We start from the raw sequence: 21454 nt of genomic DNA, 5'->3' as shown, positions 1-21454 counted from the left end.
GGATGATAAATCGCGTTAAAGGTTGGTTGTTGGCTGCCACCGTGCTGCTGTGCGCGCAGGCCGGGGCGGCAAACCTCTCAGATATTCAGGTATCAAACGGCGAAAGCCAGGCCCGGATCACGTTCAGCTTTATGGGCGATCCTGAATATGCGTTTTCACAGCCAGACAGCCACAGCGTGGCGCTGGATATCAAACAAACAGGCGTGATCCAGGGGCTACCGCTGCGGTTCAGCGGTAACAACCTTGTGAAAAGTATTCGTTCGGGAACGCCGCAGGATAGCCAGTCGTTACGCCTGGTGGTTGATCTGACCGAAAAGGGCAAAACGAAGGCGGTGAAGCAGCAAAACGGGGCGAACTATACGGTGGTGTTTACCATCAATGCCGACGCGCCGCCGCCTCCACCGCCGCCGGTCGTAGCGAAGCGCGTGGAAGAACCGGTGTATACGCCGCGTCCTTCTGAACCTGCACGTAATCCGTTTAAATCGCAGAACGATCGCATTACCGCGGCAACCAGCAGCAATACGGTGACGCGTCCGGCGGCCAGCGCGCGACGCGCGACGGTCAGCGGTGACAAAGTGATTATCGCCATTGATGCGGGTCACGGCGGGGAAGATCCGGGGGCGATTGGCCCTGGCGGCACGCGAGAAAAAAACGTGACTATCGCTATCGCGCGTAAACTGCGTTCGCTGCTCAATGACGACCCTATGTTTAAAGGCGTGTTGACCCGCGACGGGGACTACTTTATCTCCGTAATGGGACGCTCGGACGTTGCGCGTAAGCAAAACGCGAACTTCCTGGTCTCCATTCATGCGGACGCCGCACCGAATCGTAGCGCGACCGGCGCCTCGGTTTGGGTGCTGTCGAACCGTCGCGCTAACAGCGAAATGGCCAACTGGCTGGAAGAGCATGAGAAGCAGTCTGAACTGTTAGGCGGCGCGGGCGACGTGCTGGCGAACAGCCAGTCCGATCCATACCTCAGCCAGGCGGTGCTGGATTTACAGTTCGGTCATTCTCAGCGCGTCGGGTATGATGTCGCCACTAACGTATTGAACCAGCTGCAAAGCGTTGGCGTGCTGCATAAACGCCGTCCGGAACATGCCAGCCTCGGCGTTCTGCGCTCGCCAGATATCCCGTCCATCCTTGTGGAGACGGGCTTTATCAGTAACAACGGTGAAGAGCGTCTGTTGGGAAGCGACAGTTACCAGCAGCAAATTGCCGAAGCGATTTATAACGGTTTACGCAAATATTTTGAGGCGCATCCTCTGCAGTCTGCGCCACAGAGCGGCTCTGCCCAGACGGCCAGCGCAGCGCTGCCGGGTGAGATGACCGCGACCAACTAAGGAGAATTCATGCCGATTCAGGTTCTACCGCCGCAGCTCGCGAACCAAATCGCCGCCGGTGAGGTGGTGGAACGCCCTGCGTCGGTGGTGAAGGAGCTGGTGGAAAACAGCCTCGATGCGGGCGCAACCCGCATCGATATTGATATCGAACGCGGTGGCGCGAAGCTTATCCGCATTCGCGACAACGGCTGCGGCATTAAAAAAGAGGAGCTGGCGCTGGCGCTGGCTCGTCACGCCACCAGTAAAATCGCCTCTCTGGACGATCTGGAAGCGATTATTAGCCTCGGTTTTCGCGGCGAAGCGCTGGCCAGTATCAGCTCCGTTTCGCGCTTAACGCTGACCTCCCGTACCGCTGAACAGCAGGAAGCCTGGCAGGCTTACGCCGAAGGGCGCGATATGGATGTGACGGTCAAACCCGCGGCGCACCCTGTCGGCACGACGCTGGAAGTCCTGGATCTGTTCTACAACACCCCCGCCCGACGCAAGTTTATGCGTACCGAGAAGACCGAGTTCGGCCATATCGACGAGATCATTCGCCGTATTGCGCTGGCCCGTTTCGATGTCACCATTAATCTCAGCCATAACGGCAAGGTGATGCGCCAGTACCGTGCGGTGGCTGAAGGCGGACAGAAAGAGCGTCGTTTGGGGGCGATCTGCGGTACGCCGTTCCTGGAACAGGCTCTGGCCATTGAGTGGCAGCACGGCGATCTGGCTTTACGCGGCTGGGTTGCCGATCCAAACGCGAGCAGTGCTGCGTTCTCTGAAATTCAGTATTGCTACGTGAACGGCCGCATGATGCGCGACCGTCTCATCAATCACGCGATTCGCCAGGCCTGCGAAGACAAACTCGGGGCCGATCAGCAGCCAGCTTTCGTCCTTTATCTGGAAATCGACCCCCATCAGGTGGATGTAAACGTTCATCCAGCCAAGCATGAGGTGCGTTTCCACCAGTCGCGTCTGGTTCACGACTTTATTTATCAGGGCGTGGCCGCCGTGTTGCAGCAGCAGGCAGAGCCAACGCTGCCGCTGGAGAACGACGCCCCTGCACCGCGTCCGCTGCCGGAAAACCGTGTGGCGGCAGGCCGCAACCATTTTGCTGAGCCTGCCGTCGCGCGTGAACCGGAAGCTCCGCGTTTCTCCCAGGCCGGGAGCGCACCGCGGCCAACGGGCGCGAACTATCCGAATGCACAGCCTGGCTATCAGAAGCAGCAGGGCGCGTTGTACCGCAAGCTGCTGGAAACGCCAGCCGTGGAGCGTAAAGAGCACATTCCGCCCGCTCAGCCTTCTCTGGACGGCCATAGCCAGAGTTTTGGCCGGGTGCTGACAATTATCGCGCCGGATATGGCGCTGCTTGAACGTGACGGCAAACTGATGCTTCTGGCACTGCCGGTCGCCGAACGCTGGCTTAAGCAGGTGCAGCTTACGCCAGGCGAAAATGCAGCCTGCGCGCAGCCGCTCTTAATTCCGGTTCGGCTGAAAATATCCCCTGATGAAACAAGGGTATTGCAGCGCGCAGAGCCGCAGCTGGCGCAAATGGGTATTGAAACTGTGCTCGAACCACAACATGTGACAATTCGTGCAGTGCCTTTACCCTTACGCCAACAAAATTTACAAAACTTGATTCCTGAACTGATAGGCTACCTGGCGCAGCAAACATCGTTTGATGCCGCCAACACCGCGCAGTGGATCGCCCGCCATCTGGCAAGCGAACACGCGCCGTGGAGTATGGCGCAGGCCATTAGCGTGCTGGCGGAGGTGGAACGCCTCTGTCCGCATCTGGTGAAAACGCCGCCGGGTGGGTTATTACAACCTGTTGATTTACAAACGGCGATGAACGCCCTGAAACATGATTGACGCAAGTAAGGCGAGCCTGCCTAAGGCAATTTTTTTAATGGGCCCAACGGCCTCCGGCAAAACGGCGCTAGCCATTGAGTTGCGTAAAGTTTTGCCTGTAGAGTTGATTAGCGTCGACTCCGCCCTCATCTACCGAGGGATGGACATCGGCACGGCGAAGCCTGACGCAGAAGAGCTGCGTGCGGCACCGCACCGTTTGCTGGATATTCTCGACCCGGCTCAGGCGTACTCCGCAGCGGATTTCCGTCGGGATGCCTTAGCCGAGATGGCCGAGATAACGGCGGCGGGACGTATACCTCTGTTGGTTGGCGGAACCATGCTCTATTTCAAGGCGTTGCTGGAGGGGTTGTCACCTCTGCCATCCGCGGATCCGGAAATAAGAGCGAAAATTGAGCAGCAGGCGGCAGAGCAGGGTTGGGACGTTTTGCATCAGCAACTGGCGGAGATTGACCCGGTTGCAGCAGCACGGATCCATCCAAATGATCCGCAAAGGCTTTCCCGGGCACTGGAAGTTTTTTTCATTTCGGGTAAAACTTTAACGGAACTGACGCAAACGTCAGGAGACGCTCTGCCGTATCAGGTGCATCAGTTCGCCATCGCCCCGGCGAGCCGTGAACTGCTCCATCAGCGAATTGAGCAGCGTTTTCATCAGATGTTAGCTTCAGATTTTGAAGCAGAAGTGCGGGCGCTATTTGCCCGTGGAGATTTGCATACGGACATGCCTTCCATTCGTTGTGTGGGATACCGCCAGATGTGGTCGTATCTTGAAGGTGAGATTTCATACGATGAAATGGTTTATAGAGGTGTTTGCGCCACGAGACAGTTAGCGAAGCGCCAGATCACCTGGTTGCGCGGTTGGGAGGGTGTTCACTGGTTAGACAGTGAAAAACCGCAACAGGCGTTAAACGAAGTGATTGAGGTTGTTGGTGATATCGCTCACTGAATGTGTACAATTGAGACGTATCGTGCGCAATTTTTCAGAATCGCAAGGTTCTAAGTACAAAACAAGCATATAAGGAAAAGATAGAATGGCTAAGGGGCAATCTTTACAAGATCCGTTCCTGAACGCATTGCGTCGGGAACGTGTTCCAGTTTCTATTTATTTGGTGAATGGTATTAAGCTGCAAGGTCAGATTGAGTCTTTCGATCAGTTTGTGATTCTGTTGAAAAACACGGTCAGTCAGATGGTCTACAAGCACGCTATTTCTACTGTTGTTCCGTCCCGTCCGGTATCTCATCACAGCAATAACGCTGGCGGCGGCACTGGTAGTAACTACCATCATGGCAGCAACGCGCAGGGTTCTTCAACGCCGGCGCAGGACAGCGACGAGACCGAATAAGGTTTCGCACTGTTATCCACACGGGGAGCCAGGGATCCTGCGTTCCCCGCTGATCTTTTTAGAGAGGTTTACGCTTGTTTGACCGTTATGATGCCGGTGAGCAGGCGGTGCTGGTACACATCTATTTTTCGCAAGACAAAGATATGGAAGACCTCCAGGAGTTTGAATCTCTGGTCTCTTCCGCCGGTGTCGAAGCAATGCAGGTGATTACCGGTAGCCGTAAAGCGCCGCACCCAAAGTATTTTGTTGGTGAAGGTAAAGCAGTCGAAATTGCGGATGCCGTAAAAGCAACCGGCGCGTCAGTTGTGTTGTTTGATCATGCGCTGTCTCCAGCCCAGGAGCGCAACCTGGAAGCCCTTTGCGAATGCCGTGTTATCGATCGCACGGGTTTGATTTTAGATATTTTTGCTCAGCGTGCACGTACCCACGAAGGGAAACTGCAGGTTGAGCTGGCGCAGCTGCGCCATCTGGCAACGCGTCTGGTGCGTGGCTGGACACACCTTGAAAGACAAAAAGGCGGGATTGGTTTGCGCGGCCCGGGTGAAACCCAGCTCGAAACCGACCGTCGTTTGCTGCGTGGCCGAATTACCCAGATCCTTTCACGTCTGGAACGTGTAGAGAAACAGCGCGAACAGGGGCGCCGGGCGCGAACCAAAGCCGACATCCCGACGGTGTCGCTGGTGGGCTATACCAACGCCGGTAAATCCACCCTGTTTAACCAGATAACCGAGGCCCAGGTTTATGCCGCAGACCAGCTGTTTGCGACCCTGGACCCTACTCTGCGCCGTATTGACGTTGCAGACGTCGGTGAAACGGTGCTGGCGGATACCGTAGGGTTTATCCGCCACCTGCCGCATGACCTGGTGGCGGCGTTTAAAGCCACCCTGCAGGAGACGCGACAGGCGACTCTGCTGCTGCACGTGATTGATGCGGCAGACGTGCGCGTGCAGGAGAACATCGACGCGGTGAACGTGGTGCTCGAAGAGATCGACGCCCACGAGATCCCAACGCTGTTGGTCATGAATAAGATCGATATGCTGGACGATTTCGAACCGCGTATCGACAGAGATGAAGAAAACAAACCGATTCGGGTCTGGCTTTCTGCCCAGACCGGTATTGGTGTGCCACTGCTTTTCCAGGCTTTGACAGAACGTCTTTCCGGTGAGGTAGCTCAGCACACGCTGCGACTGCCGCCACAGGAAGGCAGGCTGCGCAGCCGGTTTTATCAGCTTCAGGCGATAGAAAAAGAGTGGATGGAGGATGACGGCAGCGTGGGGATGCAGGTGCGTATGCCGATCGTTGACTGGCGTCGCCTCTGTAAACAAGAACCTGCGCTGGTCGACTATATCGTCTGATCAGAAAGGGGATGCCTGAATAATTCGCCCTTGCATAACAAATATGGAGCATATACATGGCGTGGAATCAGCCCGGTAATAACGGACAAGACCGCGACCCGTGGGGAAGCAGCAAACCTGGCGGCAACTCTGAGGGAAATGGCAACAAAGGTGGTCGCGAGCAGGGGCCGCCGGATCTGGATGATATCTTCCGCAAACTGAGCAAGAAGCTTGGTGGCCTTGGCGGAGGAAAAGGTTCTGGCTCGGGTGGCAATTCCACTCAGAGTTCGCGCCCGCCAATGGGTGGCCGCGTAGTGGGCATCGTGGCCGCTGCGGTAGTCATCATCTGGGCAGCCAGCGGGTTCTACACCATTAAAGAAGCAGAACGCGGCGTGGTCACCCGTTTCGGTAAGTTCAGCCATCTGGTTGAGCCGGGTCTGAACTGGAAGCCGACCTTCATTGATGACGTGACCGCGGTAAACGTGGAATCCGTCCGTGAACTGGCCGCCTCTGGCGTGATGCTGACTTCTGACGAAAACGTGGTGCGCGTTGAGATGAACGTGCAGTACCGCGTGACCGATCCTGAGCGTTATCTGTTTAGCGTGACCAGCGCCGATGACAGCCTGCGTCAGGCGACCGACAGCGCCCTGCGCGGTGTGATCGGTAAATACACCATGGACCGTATTCTGACCGAAGGTCGTACCGTTATTCGTAGCGATACCCAGCGCGAGCTGGAAGAGACCATTCGTCCGTACAACATGGGTATCACCCTGCTGGACGTCAACTTCCAGGCTGCGCGTCCGCCGGAAGAGGTGAAAGCCGCATTTGACGATGCGATTGCTGCCCGTGAAAACGAACAGCAGTACATCCGTGAAGCAGAAGCGTACACCAACGAAGTTCAGCCACGCGCTAACGGTCAGGCGCAGCGTATTCTGGAAGAAGCGCGCGCGTATAAAACGCAGACCATCCTGGAAGCTCAGGGTGAAGTGGCCCGCTTCGCGAAGATCCTGCCGGAATATAAAGCGGCACCGGAAATTACCCGTGAGCGTCTCTATATCGAGACCATGGAAAAAGTGCTGAGCCACACCCGCAAAGTGTTGGTTAACGACAACAAAGGCGGAAACCTGATGGTTCTGCCGCTGGATCAGATGCTGAAAGGCAGTTCTGCTCCAGCAGCGAAAGGCGACACCAGCGGCGCGAACAACCTGCTGCGTCTGCCGCCAGCCTCAACAGGCAGCGCCAGCACGAACACAACGCCTTCTTCGAACGATGGTGACATTATGGACCAACGCCGTGCTAACGCGCAGCGTAACGACTACCAGCGTCAGGGGGAATAAGGATGCGTAAGTCAGTTATTGCGATCATCGTCATCGTACTGGTCGCGCTTTATACCTCGATTTTTGTGGTGAAAGAAGGCGAGCGTGGGATTAAGTTCCAGTTCAGCAGCGTCGTGCGTGATGGCGACAAACGCCCGGTGATTTACGAGCCGGGTCTGCACTTCAAGGTGCCGTTCATTCAGTCCGTGAAAACGCTGGATGCACGTATCCAGACCATGGATAACCAGGCCGACCGTTTCGTGACCAAAGAGAAGAAAGACCTGATCGTTGATTCCTATATCAAATGGCGCATCAGCGATTTCAGCCGTTACTTCCTGGCAACGGGCGGCGGCGACGTTTCTCAGGCAGAAGTGCTGCTTAAACGTAAGTTCTCTGACCGTCTGCGTTCCGAGATTGGTCGTCTGGATGTGAAAGACATCGTGACCGACTCCCGTGGTCGTCTGACCCTGGAAGTACGCGATGCGCTGAACTCCGGTACAGCGGGCACGGAAGATGAAGTTTCAACGCCGGCAGCAGATGATGCGATTGCCAAAGCGGCTGAACGCGTTCAGGCGGAGACCAACGGTAAAGTGCCGGTGATCAACCCGAACAGTATGGCTGCGCTGGGTATCGAAGTGGTTGACGTGCGTATCAAGCAGATCAACCTGCCAGTTGAAGTGTCCGAGGCGATTTACAACCGTATGCGCGCCGAGCGTGAGGCGGTAGCCCGTCGTCACCGTTCACAGGGTCAGGAAGAAGCGGAAAAGCTGCGTGCAGCCGCGGACTACGAAGTGACCAAGACGCTGGCGGAATCTGAGCGCCAGGGCCGTATCCTGCGCGGTGAAGGCGATGCCGAAGCGGCGAAGCTGTTTGCTGATGCCTTCAGCCAGGATCCTGACTTCTACGCCTTTATCCGTAGCCTGCGCGCTTACGAGAATAGCTTCCAGAGCAACCAGGACGTGATGGTTCTCAGCCCGGACAGCGATTTCTTCCGTTATATGAAGACGCCGACTAACGCAACGCGATAAACTCAGGCTCGTTTGAGTATTCAAACCACCGCTCTCAACGGAGCGGTGGTTTTCTTTTATAAGGAATAAAAATGAATTCAACGATCTGGCTCGCACTGGCCCTGGTCCTGGTGCTGGAAGGTCTTGGACCGATGCTTTATCCGCGCGCCTGGCGCCGAATGATCGCCACGATGAGCCAGCTGCCGGATAATATTTTGCGTCGTTTTGGCGGCGGTCTTGTGGTTGCGGGCATCGTGATCTACTACATGTTGAGGAAAACGATTGGCTGATCAAAAAATAGGCACAATCGGCGTATTTTGAGGTCAAAAAGTGCTGTATATCTGAAAAAGCGATGGTAGAATCCATTTTTAAGCAAACGGTGATTTTGAAAAAAATGGGTAACAACGTCGTCGTACTGGGCACCCAATGGGGTGACGAAGGTAAAGGGAAGATTGTTGATCTTCTGACTGAACGGGCTAAATATGTTGTACGCTACCAGGGCGGTCACAACGCAGGCCATACTCTCGTAATCAACGGTGAAAAAACCGTCCTCCATCTTATTCCATCAGGCATTCTTCGCGAAAACGTCACCAGCATCATCGGTAACGGCGTTGTGCTGTCTCCTGCTGCGCTGATGAAAGAGATGAAAGGTCTGGAAGACCGTGGTATCCCTGTTCGTGAGCGTCTGCTGCTCTCCGAAGCCTGCCCGCTGATCCTGGATTATCACGTGGCGCTGGACGTAGCGCGTGAGAAAGCGCGCGGCGCGAAAGCGATCGGCACCACCGGTCGTGGTATCGGCCCGGCTTACGAAGATAAAGTTGCACGTCGCGGTCTGCGCGTGGGTGACCTCTTCGACAAAGCAACCTTCGCTGAAAAACTGAAAGAAGTGATGGAATATCACAACTTCCAGCTGGTGAACTTCTACAAAGCTGACGCAGTTGACTACCAGAAAGTGCTGGATGACGTCATGGCGATCGCTGACATTCTGACCGGTATGGTTGTTGATGTGTCCGATCTGCTGGACCAGGCGCGCAAGCGTGGCGATTTCGTCATGTTCGAAGGTGCGCAGGGTACGCTGCTGGACATCGACCACGGTACCTATCCGTACGTTACGTCCTCTAACACCACGGCAGGTGGCGTGGCGACCGGCTCTGGCCTGGGTCCACGTTATGTAGATTACGTGCTGGGCATCATCAAAGCGTACTCCACTCGCGTGGGTGCGGGTCCATTCCCGACCGAGCTGTTTGATGAAACCGGCGAGTTCCTGTGCAAGCAGGGTAACGAGTTTGGCGCGACCACTGGTCGTCGTCGTCGTACCGGCTGGCTGGATGCGGTTGCCGTGCGTCGTGCAGTGCAGATCAACTCCCTGTCTGGCTTCTGCCTGACCAAGCTGGACGTACTGGACGGCCTGAAAGAAGTGAAAATCTGCGTAGGCTACCGTATGCCAGATGGCCGCGAAGTGACCACCACTCCGCTGGCTGCTGACGACTGGGAAGGCATTGAGCCAATCTACGAAACCATGCCGGGCTGGTCTGAGACCACTTTCGGTGTGAAAGAGCGTAGCGGCCTGCCGCAGGCGGCGCTGGATTACATCAAGCGTATTGAAGAACTGACCGAAGTGCCGATCGATATTATTTCTACCGGCCCGGATCGTACTGAAACGATGATCCTGCGCGACCCGTTCGACGCATAATCTTCGTGACTGCTGGCCTGCGGGGAGACCCGTAGGCCGGATAAGCGTAGCGCCATCCGGCGACCGCTCCTGGATCTCCGCTTTTTCGCCCCGTCTGTCAAATAAATTAGCCGCTCACTATCTGGCTGGTTTATCATCATTAATGAATATCTCTGCGGTTTAACCGCGTTTTCCCTTTTTCCTGAGGTTGATGTGCAGTTAACAAGTTTCACCGATTACGGCTTACGTGCGCTGATTTACATGGCGTCGTTACCCGATGGGAAGATGACCAGTATCTCTGAAGTCACAGAGGTCTACGGCGTATCCCGTAATCATATGGTCAAAATAATCAATCAACTTAGTCGTGCCGGATACGTTGCTGCCGTCCGCGGGAAGAATGGTGGGATCCGTCTCGGTAAACCGGCACAGAGTATTCGTGTTGGCGATGTGGTACGTGAACTGGAGCCGCTGTCTCTGGTGAACTGCAGCAGCGAGTTCTGCCACATCACGCCCGCTTGCCGCCTGAAAAAGGCGCTTTCAAAGGCCGTGCAAAGTTTTCTCATGGAACTGGATAACTACACGCTGGCCGATTTGGTTGAAGAGAATCAACCGCTTTATAAATTATTGCTGGTGGAATGAAGAAAATTTCCACCGGAGCTGACAACGGAGGAACCGACATGTCACATGATCCTTTCCAGGAACGCGAAGCCGAAAAATACGCGAATCCTATTCCCAGCCGCGAGTTCATCATTGAACACTTAACAAAACGCGAAAAACCCGCCAATCGTGAAGAACTTGCCGTTGAATTAAATATTGAAGGTGAAGAGCAAATTGAAGCCCTTCGTCGCCGCCTGCGCGCAATGGAGCGTGACGGGCAACTGGTCTTTACCCGCCGCCAGTGCTACGCGCTGCCAGAACGTCTCGATCTGCTGAAAGGGACCGTCATTGGTCACCGCGATGGCTTCGGCTTCCTGCGCGTGGAAGGCCGTAAAGACGATCTGTACCTCTCATCTGAACAGATGAAAATGTGCATCCACGGCGATCAGATCCTGGCGCAGCCGCTGGGAGCTGACCGTAAAGGCCGCCGCGAAGCGCGCGTGGTACGCGTTCTGGTGCCAAAAACCAGCCAGATCGTCGGCCGCTACTTTACCGACGCTGGCGTGGGCTTCGTGGTGCCGGACGACAGCCGTCTGAGCTTCGACATTCTGATCCCACCTGAAGAGGTGATGGGGGCCCGCATGGGCTTTGTGGTGGTGGTGGAACTCACCCAGCGCCCAACCCGTCGCACCAAAGCGGTAGGTAAAATCGTCGAAGTGCTTGGCGATAACATGGGCACCACGATGGCCGTTGATATGGCATTGCGCACCCATGAAATTCCGTACATCTGGCCGAAAGCGGTTGAAGATCAGATCGAAAGCCTGCGCGAAGAAGTGCCGGAAGAGTCCAAAGTGGGCCGCGTGGATCTGCGCGATCTGCCGCTGGTCACTATCGACGGTGAAGACGCCCGCGACTTTGATGACGCCGTATACTGTGAGAAAAAACGCGGCGGTGGCTGGCGCCTGTGGGTTGCTATCGCTGACGTAAGCTATTACGTCCGTCCGCACACCCCGCTGGATAACGAAGCCCGCAGCCGCGGCACCTCGGTCTACTTCCCGTCCCAGGTCGTGCCGATGCTGCCGGAAGTGCTGTCTAACGGCCTGTGCTCCCTGAACCCGCAGGTTGACCGCCTCTGTATGGTTTGCGAGATGACCATCTCCACCAAAGGGCGCTTAACCGGCTACAAATTCTACGAAGCGGTGATGAGCTCGCACGCGCGTCTGACCTATACCAAGGTCTGGCATATGCTGCAGGGCGACCAGGATCTGCGCGAACAGTACGCGCCGCTGGTCAAACATATCGAAGAGCTGCATAACCTCTACAAAACGCTGGATCAGGCGCGCGAAGAGCGCGGCGGGATCTCGTTTGAGAGTGAAGAGGCGAAATTCATCTTCAACGCCGAACGCCGCATTGAGCGTATCGAGCAGACCCAGCGTAACGACGCGCACAAGCTGATCGAAGAGTGTATGATCCTGGCGAATATCTCGGCGGCACGTTTCGTCGAGAAAGCCAAAGAGCCAGCGCTGTTCCGTATTCACGATAAGCCGACCACGGAAGCCATTACGTCGTTCCGCTCCGTGCTGGCTGAACTGGGTCTGGAACTGCCTGGAGGCAACAAGCCAGAGCCGCGCGATTACGCCGAGCTGCTGGAGTCCATTGGCGACCGTCCTGACGCAGAAATGCTGCAGACGATGCTGCTGCGCTCCATGAAGCAGGCGATTTACGATCCGGAAAACCGCGGACACTTCGGCCTGGCGCTGCAGTCTTACGCCCACTTCACCTCGCCGATCCGTCGTTATCCTGACCTCTCTCTACACCGTGCGATCAAGTATCTGCTGGCGCAGGAGCAGGGCCATAAAGGGAACACCACCGAAACCGGTGGCTACCACTATTCGATGGAAGAGATGCTGCAGCTGGGTCAGCACTGCTCCATGGCCGAACGTCGTGCCGATGAAGCAACACGCGACGTAGCGGACTGGCTGAAGTGTGACTTTATGCTCGATCAGGTCGGTAACGTCTTCAAAGGCGTGATTGCCAGCGTGACCGGCTTTGGTTTCTTCGTTCGTCTGGACGAGCTGTTCATCGACGGTCTGGTGCACGTCTCCAGCCTGGATAACGACTACTACCGCTTCGACCAGGTCGGCCAGCGCCTGATTGGCGAATCTGGCGGCCAGACGTATCGTCTGGGCGACCGTGTGGAAGTGAAGGTCGAAGCCGTGAATATGGACGACCGTAAGATCGACTTCAGCCTGATCTCCAGCGAGCGCGCGCCGCGTAACGTCGGTAAAACCGAGCGTGAAAGGGCGAAAAAAACCGGTAACGGTAAACCGGGCGGCGGTAAACGTCGTCAGGCGGGCAAGAAGGTAAACTTCGAGCCGGACAGCGCGTTCCGCGGCGAGAAGAAACAGAAGCCGAAGGCGGCGAAGAAAGAAGCCCGCTCAGCGAAAAAACCTTCCGCGAAAACGCAGAAAATCGCTGCCGCCACCAAAGCGAAGCGCGCGGCCAAGAAAAAGCAGGCGGAGTAAATTCTCCCCTCAACCTGACCCTCTCCCCAACGGGGGGAGGGGAAATACTTATGACGAGAACCATCAATGAGTGAAATGATTTACGGCATCCACGCGGTGCAGGCCCTTCTCGAGCGCGCACCGGAGCGTTTTCAGGAAGTGTTTATTCTGAAAGGGCGTGAAGATAAACGTCTGATGCCGCTGATCCACGCGCTGGAAGCGCAGGGCGTGGTGATTCAGCTGGCGAACCGCCAGTTCCTGGATGAGAAAAGCGAAGGCGCGGTCCACCAGGGGATCATTGCCCGCGTGAAGCCGGGTCGTCAGTATCAGGAAAACGATCTGCCGGATCTGATTGCCGAGCTGGAGAATCCGTTCTTCCTGATCCTCGACGGCGTTACCGATCCGCATAACCTCGGCGCGTGCCTGCGCAGCGCCGATGCGGCGGGCGTGCACGCGGTGATCGTGCCGAAAGATCGCTCCGCGCAGCTGAACGCGACGGCGAAGAAGGTGGCCTGCGGCGCGGCGGAAAACGTTCCGCTGATCCGCGTGACCAACCTGGCGCGCACCATGCGTCTGCTGCAGGAAGAGAATATCTGGATCGTCGGTACCGCCGGTGAAGCGGATCATACTCTGTACCAGAGCAAAATGACCGGCCGTCTGGCGCTGGTGATGGGTGCGGAAGGCGAAGGTATGCGTCGTCTGACCCGCGAGCACTGCGACGAGCTGATCAGCATACCGATGGCGGGCAGCGTGTCGTCCCTGAACGTTTCCGTTGCGACGGGCATCTGCCTGTTTGAAGCGGTGCGTCAGCGCGGAGAATAAACAGTAAGGCCATCCACAGGACGGCCTTTTGTGTTTTATCCCTCTCCCCGTGGGAGAGGGCACCAGACGTTGACAACTTCACTCCTCTAACGATCGCAAATGGTCATCCTTCCTCAGCGTCATCAGCGCGAAAATACTCACTACCGCCGTCGCCATAACGTAATACGCCGGAATATCCAGGTTGCCCGTCTGCTTAATCAGCCCGGTAATGATTAGCCCTGCGCATCCCGAGAAAATCGCGTTCGACAACGAGTAGGCCAGCCCCAGCCCCGTATAGCGCACGCGCGTCGGGAACATCTCAGACAGCATCGCCGGGCCCGGCCCCGCCAGCATGCCCACCAGACCGCCCGCAATCAACACCACACCAGCCTTCACCGCCAGCGTACTCGACTCCGCCTGCAGGATTTTCAGCAGCGGCAGGGCGAGGATCAGCAGCAGCGCGGTGGCGATAATCATCACCGTGCGGCGGCCGATCCGGTCGCTCAGGATCCCCGACGGAATGATGGTCAGCGCAAAACCAATATTCGAAATCACCGCTATCAACAGCGCCTGGTTAAACCCGGTGTGCAGCGCCGACTGAAGATAGGTCGGCATAATCACCAGGTAGGTGTACCCCGCCGCAGACCAGACCATTACGCGCCCAATCCCCATCACGATGGCCCGGAGCGTAGCGGCAGTATCCGCCTGAGCGACAGCCGGTTTATCCTGCTGCTGCACAAAGCTGGGCGTCTCCTCCATGCTGACGCGAAGCCACAGCGCCACAACGCCCATGGGCAGCGCCAGGAAGAACGGAATGCGCCAGCCCCACTCGTGCAGAGCTTCAGGCGTGAGAAGGGCGGAGAGCAGCGCCACGATGCCTGCGCCAGCTAACAGTCCCAGCGCCACGGTAAAGGACTGCCACGCGCCATAGAGCCCACGCTTGCCGCGCGGGGCGAACTCCGTCATCAGCGAGACCGCACCGCCGTACTCGCCGCCCGCGAACAGCCCCTGCAGGATGCGCAGCAGCGTAATAATCAGCGGCGCGGCAATTCCGATGCTGGCGTAGACCGGCACAATGCCGATGGCGGCGGTAGCGAGCGTCATCAGTACCAGCACGATGATTAGCGTCGGCTTACGGCCAATCCGGTCGCCGATGCGGCCAAACACCACCGCACCCAGCGGGCGGAAGAAGAAGGCGATGGCAAACGAGGCGTAGGTGAGGATCAGGCTGGTCAGCCCCGCCTCTCCTTCAAGCTGGAAGAAGTTTTTCGCAATGACGGTCGCCAGAAAACCGTAGACCGCAAACTCATACCACTCGATAAAGTTACCAATGGAGCCTGCAATTAATGCTCGCTTGTGCGCGTCCGGTTGCATAACGGTCCTCACTTAAGGTGTGAGAATAAATTATTCAACAAAAGCGGAGTCATGAAATAGTTTATTCTTATGTTCTGTGAGCTATTTCACGAATGATATCAGCGGGATCGTGAACGTGTGACTCCCCTCCCATGCAGCGCGTGCGCGGTCTGTCCATACTTATCGTCATTGCCACTGAAGGAGGGAGACAGCATGCACTGGCAGACCCACACCGTTTTCAATCAACCTGCACCGCTTTCCAACAGCAACCTTTTCCTCTCGGACTGCGCCCTGCGCGATGCGGTCGCGCTTGAAGGCGCCGAGTGGGATATCGAACTCCTCGCCAGCATTGGCCAGCAGCTGGGTACGGCGGAGTCACTGGAGCTGGGCAGGCTGGCAAACGTTAATCCGCCCGAGCTGTTACGCTATGACGCCACGGGCGAGCGGCTGGACGACGTGCGTTTTCATCCGGCCTGGCATCTGCTGATGCAGGGGCTTTGCGCCAACCGCGTGCATAACCTGGCGTGGGAAGAGGAAGCGCGTAAAGGGTCGTTTGTCGCTCGGGCCGCGCGCTTTGTGCTGCATGCGCAGGTGGAGGCGGGCACGCTGTGCCCTGTCACCATGACGTTCGCCGCCACGCCGCTGCTGCAGCAGGCGCTCCCCAAAATATTTCACGACTGGCTGACACCGCTGCTCAGCGATCGCTACGATCCGCATCTGGCCCCCGGCGCGCAAAAGCGCGGCCTGCTGATCGGTATGGGGATGACGGAAAAGCAGGGCGGCTCGGACGTGCTCAGCAATACCACCAAAGCGGAAAAATGCAGCGACGGCAGCTACCGGCTGGTGGGGCATAAATGGTTTTTCTCCGTCCCGCAAAGCGATGCGCACCTGGTGCTGGCCCAGGCGAAGGGCGGGCTATCCTGCTTTTTTGTGCCGCGCTTTTTGCCTGACGGACAGCGCAACGCCGTCCGGCTGGAGCGCCTCAAGGACAAGCTCGGGAACCGCTCCAACGCCAGCAGCGAGGTGGAGTTTCTTGATGCCTCCGGCTGGCTGCTGGGGGAAGAGGGCGAAGGGGTACGGCAGATCCTCAAAATGGGCGGTCTGACGCGCTTTGACTGCGCGCTGGGCAGCCACGGACTGATGCGTCGGGCGCTCTCGGTGGCGCTGTACCATGCCCATCAGCGTCAAACCTTTGGCAAAAATCTCATCGATCAGCCGCTAATGCGCGAAGTGCTAAGCCGGATGGCGCTGGTGCTGGAGGGGCACACGGCGCTGCTGTTCCGCCTGGCCCGCGCGTGGGACAAGCGTGCCGATACGCAAGAGGCCGCCTGGGCGCGGCTGTTTACCCCGGCGGCGAAATTTAGCGTCTGTAAAGCGGGCATCCCATTTGTCGCGGAGGCGATGGAGGTGCTGGGCGGGATCGGATATTGCGAAGAGAGTGAACTTCCCCGCCTGTACCGCGAGATGCCGGTGAACAGCATCTGGGAAGGGTCAGGTAATATCATGTGTCTGGACGTGCTGCGCGTGCTGGCGAAGCAGCCGGGTATTCACGACCTGCTTGCCGACGAGTTTGCGCAGGTGAAAGGGCAGGACAGACACTTCGACCGCAGCTGGCGACAGCTTCAGCAAAAACTGCGTAAGCCGCAGGAGGCGCAGGCGCGGGAGATCGCGCAGCAGCTTTTCTTGCTGGGTGCCGGAAGCGTGATGCTGCGGCACGCATCGCCCCCGGTGGCGCAGGCGTGGTGCCGCATGATGCTGGATACCCGTGGCGGCACGCTGATGAGCGAGCAGGTGCAAAGCGACCTGCTGCTGCGTGCGACGGGCAGAGTCGGTTAGCCTTTTAGCTGGAACAGGCTCACCAGCTGAGTCAGGTGCGAACCTTTCTCGCGCAGCGTTTGGGCCGTTTGTTCGCTGCGTGAGATGCGATCGGCATTGATATGCGACGCTTCGCCAATATGGGTCATGGCGAGGTTCACCTGGCCGATCCCGGCGGACTGCTCGCGTGAGGCATGGTTAATCTCGGTGACCAGCTGGCTGATGTTATCGATATGAATGATGATGTCGTCCATCGCCAGGCGTGTTTGTTCAGACAGCGCATGACCCTCACTCACTTTTCTGAGCGTATCGCCAATCAGCTGTTCAATCTCCTTCACCGCGTTAGCGCTGCGTCCCGCCAGCGCGCGAACTTCCTGCGCGACTACCGCAAATCCTTTTCCGTGCTCGCCTGCGCGGGCGGCTTCCACTGCCGCATTCAGCGCCAGAATATTGGTCTGGAAAGCGATGGATTCGATCACGCGCGTGATGTCTTCGATGCGTTTTGACGCTTCGCGAATGTCGTCCATGGTCGACACCGCGTGGGTGACCGTCTCACCGCCCTGATGAACCGCAAGCGAGGTTTCACCCACCAGCTGCTGCGTTTGCTCCATGTTGGCGGCATTTTGCTGCACGGTGGCGGCCAGCTGCTCCATGCTGGCGGACGTCTCTTCCACGCTGCTGGCCTGCTTGTTGATCTGCTCTGAAATCTCGCCTGTGTCGGCGGCCAGCGCGTTGGTGCCCAAATGGATCTCGCCTGCGGCCTCACGAACCTGCAGCACAATTTTTTGCAGGCCGCCGCCGATGCCGTTGATAGCATCGATCAGCTGGCCGACTTCGTCCTGACGCGTCACGGGCAGGCTGGAACGGAGATCCCCTGCGGCATATTGTCTGGCAAGATGGATCACGCTGCGCAGCGGTCGGGTCAGCACGCGGCGAATAATGACCACGAACAGGCCAGCAAAAAGGATGGATAAGACCACGCCGGCCAGCAGGAAGCGATCGCGCATGGCGGTAACGCTTGAGAGCAGCACCGATTTATCCACTTCGCCCACGATAGTCCAGTTCCAGCCCGGCAGCGGGGTATAGGCCATTTTCAGCGTCCGGCCGTCGTCGCTTGTACGCTCCAGCGTGCCGGGTTTGTCACTCAGAAGCTGTTGCTGCGTCGCTGCGTCCCACTTCGGCAGTTTTCCCTCTTCGCCGGCATGGAACAGGTATTGCCCGCGCGTTTTGCCGTTGCTGCGATCCAGCACGAAGAAGTGACCGCTCTCGCCCAGGCGGCGGTTGAGGATTTTCTCGCGCATGACGTTCCAGGAGTGGGTGATGTCCACCCCGACAAAGACGATCGCAATGACCTGCCCTTCGGCGTTTTTAACGGGCTGGTACTGGGTGATGTAGCGTTTGCCAAACAGCAGCGCCAGGCCGCGGTAGACTTCACCTTTGTTGACGGCGGCAAAGGCCGGGCTGGCATTATCCAGAACGGTACCCATTGCCCGATCGCCATTCTCTTTGCGCAGGGAAGTGGCTACGCGAACAAAGTCGTTACCGCTGCGTACAAACAGCGTCGAAATGGCTCCTGTACGGTTCAGGAACTCGTCCGAAAGGGTGTTATTTTCATGCAGCCCTGTGTCTCCGCCTTTCAGAAGCGGAACGCTAAGTCCGTTAATCGTCTGGGGTTGGGAATTATCAATGTTCAGGGGCTGCGGTAAAAAGGTGGTAAACAGACGGGTATAGCTCTCAACCTCTTCACTCAGGCTGGTATTAAACATCTGCACCATGTCGACCATGCCGGTGGACTGATTATGCAGATCTTCGACCGCAAGGGCTTCAAGCTGCTGGCTGGCTTTTTGGCTGAGCAGAAAAGTGAATAGCAGAAACAGCGTGGCGACACTGACGCCAGTCAGCAGCGAGAGTTTCGACCCCAGGCCCGCACGGCGAAAAAAGTTGATCATAAATTGCTCATCATTGAAAAGTTATGGTTCTTCAACGGCAGAGCGGGGATTACGTTTACTGTTTTAATGTAACAAAATGTTATTCAATTGTTCTTCATTGGTTTTATACAAGATAAAAAATTTGCAAAAACGAAAAGCCACTAAAAATAAGTGGCTTTTATCGGGAGGGAGTTTACACGTAGAGAATGGCCTGTACCCGCCAGTGGTCGATATGGTTATCTTCCTGCATCTGGATGATGCGATACCATGAAGCACCCTGCTCATCGGCCTTTAATGCCACGACACGTTCAACGTCTTGCGGGCTCCCCGAGATATTATTCACGGAGATCTGGCCAATTTCATTCAGGCCAGTCACGCAATCAGCACTGGCGAATTCTGCTGACTGCGCGGTGGTGCTCAGCAGGCCTGCTGAGAGCAACAGTGAGGTCAAAGCAAGAGTTCGTTTCATCGTCAGCTCCATTTCACATATATCCGGTATCCGCCGGGCAATCCTTCGCTAATAAACTCCCTTCCATTGATGCGGGCGTGGAGTTTATTGTGGACAGGAAAATGTCTATGGACGCAAAGCAGTGTAAATCTCGTTCAAAGGAAAACCATTATTTACGGTACAAAATAGCCTGTGAATACCACTGTCCCGTTATGATGGTTTCGTCGATCATAATGATGACGTAATAATCTGCTTTGGCAGCGACGGCCTGCGCTTTTATTGCCGATTCTGCGTCATCCGGAGAGCCGCGAACCAGCGCGGAGATGGTGCCCATTCGTTGTAATCCTTCCGTCTGATTACGACGAATCTCCTGTGGATGATCGGCGACCGGTGGAGCGGGTTGCGGCGTTCCCTGCAGCGCGCTACAGCCACTCAGCAGAAAGACCAGCAATAAAGCAGCAAACCTGCGCATAACCATATCTCGTTTCCTGATAGCCATAGTGTAGTTGTCTGTGAATTTAGTTTTGGGGGAATGTTCCCGAAGTGTTATCTGGGACGTATATTTCGAATGAAAATGACGCGAAAGCGTAACCCAGTTCTCAACATTATGAATCATAGATTCGCACAGGGTCGACAATGATTGAAATTGAAATACGCCGCCTCGGCGACCATGAAGTTTTACACGCGATGCCAGCGGGTAAACGTGATAAGCCGCTGCCTGTTGTGGTTTTTTATCATGGGTTTACCTCATCGAAGCTGGTTTACAGTTATTTTGCGGTAGCGCTGGCGCAGGCGGGTTTTCGCGTGGTGATGCCAGATGCACCCGACCACGGCGCACGCTTTACGGGTAATGAACAGGCGCGGCTGGGGCAGTTCTGGCACATTCTGCACGGGAGTCTGACCGAGTTTTCCGGGCTGCGCGATGCGCTTTATGAGGCAGGGCTGGTGGCCGACAATCGTCTGGCGGTAGCCGGGGCGTCGATGGGCGGTATGACGGCGCTGGGGATTATGACGCATCATCCTGAAGTGAAGTCTGTCGCCTGTCTGATGGGCTCGGGCTACTTTACTTCGCTGGCGAAGACCCTTTTTCCCCCTCAGGATTTAACGGAAATGACCGCGACGCTGGCAGAGTGGGAAGTGACCCGGGCATTGCCGCGCGTGGCCGATCGCCCGCTGTTGCTGTGGCACGGTGACGCGGATGATGTGGTCCCGCCTGAGGGAACCTTCCGTCTGCAGCAGGCGTTAATGAATGAAGGGCTGGACGGTAATCTGACCTGCCTGTGGGAACCGGGCGTCCGCCACCGCATCACGCCAACGGCGCTCGACGCCACGGTGGCGTTTTTCCGCCAGCACCTGTAAACGCGCATGACTTTGATGTCCATATCTTCCCGCTTATGGAGGATCTCTGAGGGGTTATTTTACCGGTATTATTCCGGAGCCATTCACAAAAAAAAGCCCCCGGGCAGGGGGCAACGTCATCTATGGCTATGTTCTCGTTGTTGGCTTTCCTGGTGCTAGCGTTAAAGCGTTATCGGTAAATATCTGCACTGGCGTGCATGTTGCCGTTGCTGCCGGGCTCACGGGTTAACATCACGTGGTAATAGGTTGCGCCCTGCGCATCGGTTTCTGCGTTTAATGCCTGATCTGCTTCACTTTCCGTGGCGAAATTATGATTGATGTAAATTACGCCCAAGCTTTGCACATCATCCATGTTTCTGGCCTGTCGGCTGTCTATCTTAATGGCTGCCATCGCGTTTGCACTGAGCAAAAGCGCCGCCATTATGGCTAATGCGATTTTTTTCATGATATGCGCTCCACAACTACGTGCTGCGAGAGGGGGGATGCTCCTTCTTTAATTCAGGCGATCTCTGATTAAAGTGTAATCACTCATCCGGCGGGGATGCGTGACCATTTCTGATGCAGTTGTTCAAAAAAACAACGCTTCCGGGTGTGACCAATTTTAAATCACCCACTTAGACCCGCTTCGCGCTTTGTGCGAATTATTTGTGCAATCAGCTTGAGTTTCCAGGGGCGCGCAAGTATTATGACGCGTCAATTTTTCAGCCGACCTTTAACACGTTCCTTGCCTCCCCGGGCCTCGGCTGACCCAGACAGGAGGCTGAATAATCCGTAAGGAGCAATTCG

At 56.6% G+C, this 21454-nt stretch carries 19 protein-coding genes; 14 read left to right on the top strand and 5 right to left on the bottom strand.

The features are described from left to right. Positions 1-2 precede the first annotated feature (2 nt). The 12 genes from amiB (at position 3) to rlmB (ending at position 13786) form a co-directional block, all read left to right on the top strand. On the top strand, positions 3-1340 hold the full coding sequence (gene amiB, locus AC1VYI_RS22330) for an N-acetylmuramoyl-L-alanine amidase AmiB (RefSeq protein WP_047743032.1): 1338 nt from the start codon (positions 3-5) through the stop codon (positions 1338-1340). A 9-nt stretch (positions 1341-1349) separates the two neighbouring features. Then, the gene (gene mutL, locus AC1VYI_RS22325) at positions 1350-3194 is read left to right on the top strand and encodes a DNA mismatch repair endonuclease MutL (protein ID WP_226483401.1); all 1845 of its coding nucleotides are present in this window, start codon (positions 1350-1352) and stop codon (positions 3192-3194) included. Continuing rightward, a complete protein-coding gene (gene miaA / locus AC1VYI_RS22320) occupies positions 3187-4137 on the top strand; it encodes a tRNA (adenosine(37)-N6)-dimethylallyltransferase MiaA (protein ID WP_023310135.1) in 951 nt (316 codons plus the stop codon). The genes mutL and miaA overlap by 8 nt, the downstream gene beginning before the upstream one ends. 85 nt (positions 4138-4222) lie before the next feature. After that, positions 4223-4534 carry an RNA chaperone Hfq gene (gene hfq / locus AC1VYI_RS22315; protein ID WP_008502919.1) on the top strand — a complete coding sequence of 104 codons (312 nt, stop codon included), beginning with the start codon at positions 4223-4225 and terminating at the stop codon, positions 4532-4534. Positions 4535-4608: 74 nt separating this feature from the next. After that, the gene (gene hflX, locus AC1VYI_RS22310) at positions 4609-5889 is read left to right on the top strand and encodes a ribosome rescue GTPase HflX (RefSeq protein ID WP_023310136.1); all 1281 of its coding nucleotides are present in this window, start codon (positions 4609-4611) and stop codon (positions 5887-5889) included. Between the two features lie 56 nt (positions 5890-5945). Next, positions 5946-7205 (top strand): FtsH protease activity modulator HflK, encoded by a 1260-nt coding sequence (gene hflK / locus AC1VYI_RS22305; protein WP_024907334.1) that lies wholly within the window; start codon positions 5946-5948, stop codon positions 7203-7205. Between the two features lie 2 nt (positions 7206-7207). Continuing rightward, positions 7208-8212 carry a protease modulator HflC gene (hflC, locus tag AC1VYI_RS22300; RefSeq protein ID WP_023334250.1) on the top strand — a complete coding sequence of 335 codons (1005 nt, stop codon included), beginning with the start codon at positions 7208-7210 and terminating at the stop codon, positions 8210-8212. Positions 8213-8283: 71 nt separating this feature from the next. Next, positions 8284-8481: a DUF2065 domain-containing protein gene (locus AC1VYI_RS22295; RefSeq protein WP_003855996.1), complete on the top strand. Its 198-nt coding sequence runs from the start codon at positions 8284-8286 to the stop codon at positions 8479-8481. Between the two features lie 104 nt (positions 8482-8585). Beyond that, the gene (locus AC1VYI_RS22290) at positions 8586-9884 is read left to right on the top strand and encodes an adenylosuccinate synthase (RefSeq protein ID WP_006178975.1); all 1299 of its coding nucleotides are present in this window, start codon (positions 8586-8588) and stop codon (positions 9882-9884) included. A gap of 192 nt (positions 9885-10076) precedes the next feature. Continuing rightward, on the top strand, positions 10077-10502 hold the full coding sequence (gene nsrR / locus AC1VYI_RS22285) for a nitric oxide-sensing transcriptional repressor NsrR (RefSeq protein WP_023310139.1): 426 nt from the start codon (positions 10077-10079) through the stop codon (positions 10500-10502). 38 nt (positions 10503-10540) lie between these two features. Next, a complete protein-coding gene (gene rnr / locus AC1VYI_RS22280) occupies positions 10541-12985 on the top strand; it encodes a ribonuclease R (protein ID WP_063409010.1) in 2445 nt (814 codons plus the stop codon). Between the two features lie 66 nt (positions 12986-13051). Further along, the gene (gene rlmB / locus AC1VYI_RS22275) at positions 13052-13786 is read left to right on the top strand and encodes a 23S rRNA (guanosine(2251)-2'-O)-methyltransferase RlmB (RefSeq protein ID WP_028015258.1); all 735 of its coding nucleotides are present in this window, start codon (positions 13052-13054) and stop codon (positions 13784-13786) included. Between the two features lie 78 nt (positions 13787-13864). On the opposite strand, the gene AC1VYI_RS22270 is transcribed toward rlmB, so the two are convergent. Beyond that, positions 13865-15139 carry an MFS transporter gene (locus AC1VYI_RS22270; RefSeq protein ID WP_023310141.1) on the bottom strand — a complete coding sequence of 425 codons (1275 nt, stop codon included), beginning with the start codon at positions 15137-15139 and terminating at the stop codon, positions 13865-13867. A gap of 192 nt (positions 15140-15331) precedes the next feature. Here AC1VYI_RS22270 and AC1VYI_RS22265 point away from each other — a divergent pair, with 192 nt between their 5' ends. Continuing rightward, on the top strand, positions 15332-16954 hold the full coding sequence (locus tag AC1VYI_RS22265; protein ID WP_134866868.1) for an isovaleryl-CoA dehydrogenase: 1623 nt from the start codon (positions 15332-15334) through the stop codon (positions 16952-16954). Here the strand turns inward: AC1VYI_RS22265 and AC1VYI_RS22260 are convergent. From AC1VYI_RS22260 to bsmA, 3 genes are all read right to left on the bottom strand, one after another. Then, positions 16951-18882 carry a methyl-accepting chemotaxis protein gene (locus AC1VYI_RS22260; protein ID WP_023310143.1) on the bottom strand — a complete coding sequence of 644 codons (1932 nt, stop codon included), beginning with the start codon at positions 18880-18882 and terminating at the stop codon, positions 16951-16953. The genes AC1VYI_RS22265 and AC1VYI_RS22260 overlap by 4 nt on opposite strands. 172 nt (positions 18883-19054) lie before the next feature. Continuing rightward, positions 19055-19342 carry a DUF1471 family protease activator YjfN gene (yjfN, locus tag AC1VYI_RS22255; RefSeq protein WP_032645202.1) on the bottom strand — a complete coding sequence of 96 codons (288 nt, stop codon included), beginning with the start codon at positions 19340-19342 and terminating at the stop codon, positions 19055-19057. Positions 19343-19478: 136 nt separating this feature from the next. Further along, entirely contained in the window at positions 19479-19808 is a 330-nt protein-coding gene (gene bsmA / locus AC1VYI_RS22250) for a biofilm peroxide resistance protein BsmA (protein WP_029740376.1), read from the bottom strand. Between the two features lie 137 nt (positions 19809-19945). Between bsmA and yjfP the strand changes: the two genes are divergently transcribed. Next, positions 19946-20668 (top strand): esterase, encoded by a 723-nt coding sequence (gene yjfP / locus AC1VYI_RS22245; protein ID WP_226483402.1) that lies wholly within the window; start codon positions 19946-19948, stop codon positions 20666-20668. A 169-nt stretch (positions 20669-20837) separates the two neighbouring features. Here yjfP and yjfY read toward each other — a convergent pair whose 3' ends face one another. Beyond that, positions 20838-21113, bottom strand: coding sequence for a DUF1471 family protein YjfY (yjfY, locus tag AC1VYI_RS22240; protein ID WP_029740378.1), 276 nt, complete (start codon positions 21111-21113; stop codon positions 20838-20840). Positions 21114-21454: the final 341 nt, after the last annotated feature.

It is taken from the genome of Enterobacter sp. QK-SA4 (assembly GCF_056856775.1).
This window is presented reverse-complemented; position numbering and strand designations above follow the sequence as displayed.

Excerpts from the sequence above, each read along its gene's own strand:
- amiB (WP_047743032.1), top strand. The coding sequence starts at position 3 with ATGATAAATCGCGTTAAAGGTTGGTTGTTGGCTGCCACCGTGCTGCTG.
- mutL (WP_226483401.1), top strand. The coding sequence starts at position 1,350 with ATGCCGATTCAGGTTCTACCGCCGCAGCTCGCGAACCAAATCGCCGCC.
- miaA (WP_023310135.1), top strand. The coding sequence starts at position 3,187 with ATGATTGACGCAAGTAAGGCGAGCCTGCCTAAGGCAATTTTTTTAATG.
- hfq (WP_008502919.1), top strand. The coding sequence starts at position 4,223 with ATGGCTAAGGGGCAATCTTTACAAGATCCGTTCCTGAACGCATTGCGT.
- hflK (WP_024907334.1), top strand. The coding sequence starts at position 5,946 with ATGGCGTGGAATCAGCCCGGTAATAACGGACAAGACCGCGACCCGTGG.
- hflC (WP_023334250.1), top strand. The coding sequence starts at position 7,208 with ATGCGTAAGTCAGTTATTGCGATCATCGTCATCGTACTGGTCGCGCTT.
- AC1VYI_RS22295 (WP_003855996.1), top strand. The coding sequence starts at position 8,284 with ATGAATTCAACGATCTGGCTCGCACTGGCCCTGGTCCTGGTGCTGGAA.
- AC1VYI_RS22290 (WP_006178975.1), top strand. The coding sequence starts at position 8,586 with ATGGGTAACAACGTCGTCGTACTGGGCACCCAATGGGGTGACGAAGGT.
- rnr (WP_063409010.1), top strand. The coding sequence starts at position 10,541 with ATGTCACATGATCCTTTCCAGGAACGCGAAGCCGAAAAATACGCGAAT.
- rlmB (WP_028015258.1), top strand. The coding sequence starts at position 13,052 with ATGAGTGAAATGATTTACGGCATCCACGCGGTGCAGGCCCTTCTCGAG.
- AC1VYI_RS22270 (WP_023310141.1), bottom strand. The coding sequence starts at position 15,139 with ATGCAACCGGACGCGCACAAGCGAGCATTAATTGCAGGCTCCATTGGT.
- AC1VYI_RS22265 (WP_134866868.1), top strand. The coding sequence starts at position 15,332 with ATGCACTGGCAGACCCACACCGTTTTCAATCAACCTGCACCGCTTTCC.
- AC1VYI_RS22260 (WP_023310143.1), bottom strand. The coding sequence starts at position 18,882 with ATGATCAACTTTTTTCGCCGTGCGGGCCTGGGGTCGAAACTCTCGCTG.
- yjfN (WP_032645202.1), bottom strand. The coding sequence starts at position 19,342 with ATGGAGCTGACGATGAAACGAACTCTTGCTTTGACCTCACTGTTGCTC.
- bsmA (WP_029740376.1), bottom strand. The coding sequence starts at position 19,808 with ATGGCTATCAGGAAACGAGATATGGTTATGCGCAGGTTTGCTGCTTTA.
- yjfP (WP_226483402.1), top strand. The coding sequence starts at position 19,946 with ATGATTGAAATTGAAATACGCCGCCTCGGCGACCATGAAGTTTTACAC.
- yjfY (WP_029740378.1), bottom strand. The coding sequence starts at position 21,113 with ATGAAAAAAATCGCATTAGCCATAATGGCGGCGCTTTTGCTCAGTGCA.